This is a genomic window from Rheinheimera sp. (assembly GCF_030824435.1).
GTDB lineage: Bacteria > Pseudomonadota > Gammaproteobacteria > Enterobacterales > Alteromonadaceae > Pararheinheimera.
The window spans coordinates 1-4112 of record NZ_JAVBXS010000036.1 but is presented as its reverse complement, the minus strand read 5'-3'; the positions used below and the strand labels follow the sequence as shown (position 1 = coordinate 4112).

General features: G+C 50.0%; 3 protein-coding genes and 1 pseudogene. 2 read left to right on the top strand and 2 right to left on the bottom strand.

Translation table 11 applies throughout. The annotated features are described in order from the left end of the window. A partial coding sequence (locus tag RCH83_RS09265) for a thiamine pyrophosphate-binding protein (protein WP_306521271.1) occupies positions 1 to 444 on the bottom strand: 444 nt, incomplete at its 3' end. Positions 445 to 984: 540 nt separating this feature from the next. Here RCH83_RS09265 and RCH83_RS09260 point away from each other — a divergent pair. Together RCH83_RS09260 and RCH83_RS09255 are read left to right on the top strand one after the other, a co-directional pair. Next, positions 985 to 1311 carry a DUF1289 domain-containing protein gene (locus RCH83_RS09260; RefSeq protein WP_306521269.1) on the top strand — a complete coding sequence of 109 codons (327 nt, stop codon included), beginning with the start codon at positions 985 to 987 and terminating at the stop codon, positions 1309 to 1311. Positions 1312 to 1461: 150 nt separating this feature from the next. Beyond that, the gene (locus RCH83_RS09255) at positions 1462 to 3480 is read left to right on the top strand and encodes an ATP-binding protein (protein ID WP_306521267.1); all 2019 of its coding nucleotides are present in this window, start codon (positions 1462 to 1464) and stop codon (positions 3478 to 3480) included. Between the two features lie 122 nt (positions 3481 to 3602). Here the strand turns inward: RCH83_RS09255 and RCH83_RS09250 are convergent. Continuing rightward, positions 3603 to 4112: pseudogene (locus tag RCH83_RS09250) on the bottom strand (alpha-amylase); the annotation flags it as partial.

Below are 4112 nucleotides of genomic sequence, written 5' to 3'. Positions count from 1 at the left end.
GCCACTTTGCGCCAGCGCAAAAGCCTGGCGTAAGGTGTCGGCTAAATCCGCCACGTTTTTCACTAAAAAGCTGTGTTTAGTCACAGTTAACGACAAACCCAATACATCCACTTCCTGAAAAGCGTCGGTACCGGCAACGGCTTGCGACACCTGACCTGTAATGGCAACCACAGGCACAGAATCGAGCAGGGCGTCGGCCAAAGAAGTGATTAAGTTAGTTGCGCCCGGGCCGGAAGTAGCCATACAAACACCGGTTTTTCCGGAAGCGCGGGCATAACCAATAGCGGAAAAAGCACCACCTTGTTCATGACGGCACAGATAGTGTTTGACCGGGCTTTGATAGAGCGCGTCGTAAATTGGCATAATAGCGCCGCCCGGGTAGCCGAAGATGCTATCCACGCCGTGCTCTGCTAACAGCTTAATGACCAATTGTGCGCCCGTCATAACTCTATCCTCTGTGCTTTTTTGCTGCTGTAACACGGCGTTTTTTCGCTTGTTGCTACAGCTGTTATCCAGCTTTGTTCGCTTTTTTACCTTTCGAACAACCCACTGTTTTGCATTTTCCGGGGCCCTGAAACGACAAAACCCCCGGACCTTGCGGTGCGGGGGTTTTGCTGGTGTCTGGTTTTTTCGTCTATCTAAAACCCAAACGGCAGCCCCCGCGGCGACTAATAATCACCACGACGAGGACCACAATAATGTTCAGGTTGTTTGTAAAATTCATTTTGTTTTGAATAACTCTGTTGGTTATCTATTAAAAACTGCCCAGCTGTGCTGGTGCGAATGGCTATTAGAAATAGCCGTCTGAAAGTCTTAAGTCAATGCTTTTTTTTCGTTTATAGCAAATTAGCGGTAAAAACGGCCATAACCCAACAAATGCACAGCAAATAACCCGTTGTTTACGGGACAGATGTAAACAAAAAACCGACTTCAAACCTGATGCCCCGCCAACTGCCTTGCCGCTTCGGTGCTGGCAAGCTGCAGATGAATTCAGTAGACTCAAAAATATCTGAAGCCACCAGAGCTGTGTCAGCCCACGATAAACCCATGGATCAACTAGAGCTATTTGACCTACCCAACCCCTGTATTGGGGTGTGCCAAAGCAATAACCGTGGTTATTGTGTGGGTTGCCTGCGCTCGCGTGATGAACGTTTTAACTGGCACCAAAAACCCGCCGCTGAACGGGCCCGTATTTTAAAACTGCTGGAACAACGCCGCGCCCGCCGCGATGCCGCCCGCCTGGCCGGTAAACCCGACAGCAACCTGGAAGCAGACGACAACACCCCTTTTACCCCGGATATGTTCAGTTAATCTGGTTTTTTGCGCTGCTAATATTGCATCAATAGTGCGCCGATATTGCGCCAATTTGGCCGGCAAAAAATTGTTTTTTAATTGTACAGTTGCGGTTGTGCAGCAGGCTGCATACATTGAAACCATCGGTTTTTTAGTTGAGCTTTGCCGTTGCCCGAAACCAGCCCCAAGCAGCACCCTTTTTACACTGATCTGCAGCAGCGACTGAACCAGATCCGTCATCAGTTTGCCAACAGCGTCTGGCGCGGTCTGGCGTTAGTGGCAGCTATTGGCACGCCAATTTCGCTGTCCAGAGCCTGGTACAGCGGCTGGCTGCCGGTTTACAACATACAGCTCAGCGTCGCCCTGCTGGTGTTGCTGTTTTATGCGCTGCTGAACAGGCTGCCGCTTCAACTGAAAACGGCCTTATTGATGCTGATCTTCTGGACAGTGGCTGTGCCCGGCGTGATGACTTTTGGCATGGCTTCTGCCGGGGTTTGGTGGCTGGTGGCCAGTGTGGTGGTGGCTTATGTGATGTATTCGGCCCGGCTGGCTTTGGCCATTCTTTGCCTGAGTTTTGCCTTTCTTGCCGTCACCGCCCTTGGTTTTATTCAGGGTTGGCTGGCCATGCCGCTGGACGCCAACATCTACCTGACCGAGCCTATGTCTTGGGCGACCTATCTTATTGTGAATGCTATTGTTTTTTTAATTCTGACCCGGGCCGGCGTCAGTTATAGCCAGGCGCAGCATGCCATCAGCCAGCATCAGTACCGGCAGTGGATAGACGATTTGCCACTGGGACTGGTGGTACAGGACCAACAGCAACAACCCTATTATTACAACAAAGCGGCGGCCAGAATGTTGGGCCCTTTGTTGCAGCCAGGCAGCGAAAAACAGCATTTTTATCAAAGCGGTAGTCAAGATCCTTATCCGACTGAGGCCATGCCGGCACTGCGTGCATTAAGGGGCGAAACCAGTTATATCGACGATCTGGCGATTGGCAATGGCGGGCCACAACGGCGTTTTCAAGCCTGGGGCCGGCCTGGTTATGACAGCAATGGCAAACTGGCGTTTGGCATTACAGTGTTTGAAGACATTACCGAACGCAAAATGGCAGAAAGCGTCCAGCTGGAACAAGCCGCCCGCACCAGCGCTATTTTGCAGCATATTCAGGACGCTATTATAACTGTCAGCAGCAACGGCATTATGCTCAGTGATAATCCAGCCGTCAGCCAGATTTTTGGTTACGAGACTCCCGCAGTCACAGGTCAGCCTTTGTCGTTATTAGTGCCGGCACTGGGCGACTTAACTGCAACAAAACTAACAGAACTTGCTGGCAACAAACATGAAAGTGAAGGCAGACACCAGACCGGCCGCAAGTTTCCGGTGGCGCTTGCTGTCACCGCTATTACAGGGCAACAACCGGCCATTTTTGTGGTAATGCTCAGTGATATTTCTGAACGCAAAAGGCTGGATCAAATGAAAAACAATTTTGTCTCCACCGTCAGCCACGAACTGCGCACACCGCTGACCGCTATTCGTGGTTCGCTGACGTTGTTAACGGCAAAAGTGTTGGGTGAATTACCGCATCAGGTGCAGGATATGCTGGTGATTGCCGAACAAAACAGCCAGCGTTTGTTGCGACTGATTAATGACATTCTGGACATGCAAAAAATTGAAGCCGGGCAAATGCATTTTGTCTTTAAGCTGCAGAATATTAAACCTTTATTGCAAGCTGCTGTGCAGGAATTGTCTTATTATGCGGTGCAACATCAGGTGCGTTTTGTGCTGGAAACTGAACTGACGGACATTCAGTTGCAGGTTGACGGCGACCGGCTGATGCAGGTGCTGGCCAATCTGCTGTCAAATGCCGCTAAGTTTTCACCTGCAGGCAGTGAAATTAAGCTAACCGCGGTTTATCTGGATGCCAACTGGCTACGTCTGGCGGTGTGGGACCATGGTCCTGGTATCAGCGCCGAATTTAAACAACGTATTTTTCAGCCTTTTAGCCAGTCTGATGCCTCAAACCAACGCAGTTATGGCGGTTCCGGACTTGGCTTGACCATCAGTAAAGCCATAGTGGAACAACATGGTGGCCGCTTGTCCTTTGACAACAATAAAGGCCAGGGTTCGGTGTTTTATGTGGACTTGCCTTGCCCGCAGCGGCCTGCGCCTGAACAAGAGGTTTAACACCAAGCTGTTTGTCGCTGCAGTTTTGGGTTTTGGGTTTTGGGCTGCGATATAAGGCCTGTCAGTGCAAAAAACGCCGGTGTTTATCAGCTTTTAAGCAAAATAACACCGGCTGTTCAACATTAATTCTGCCAGATACGCAATTGCCAGCTATCCAGTGCCGGCACTGTCAAATCGTTGTCGCTCCAGACGGTTTGCAAACTGTTGTCTGCTAATAATTCAGCCGGGATTTGTTGGCTTTTTGCAGACATATTCAGCAAAAACACGGTTTTTTTACCATTCAGTTCCCGCACCAGCTGTAGTAGTTTGCCATCCGCAATATCCATTGCCTGATAACTGCCGGCAACTGAAAACTCCGGTCGTTGTTTTTTCAGTTGGATCAGCGTTTTATATAGGTTCCACAAAGACTTTGGTTGTTTTTGTTGATCAAAAACAGTGTTATCACCACTCAGTTGCACACTTAAAAAGGGGGCCCACCAGGCTGTGCCCTGCTGTGGTGGAAATAAATCAGCCAACTGCACCCAGGCCTTTTCCGCCATGGTAAAACCAGCCTGATGCGATTTGTCCCACAGCATAGGGGCACGGCGCTGAATATGTTCGGCATCAGACGCCTGGCTTAGACCAATTTCTTC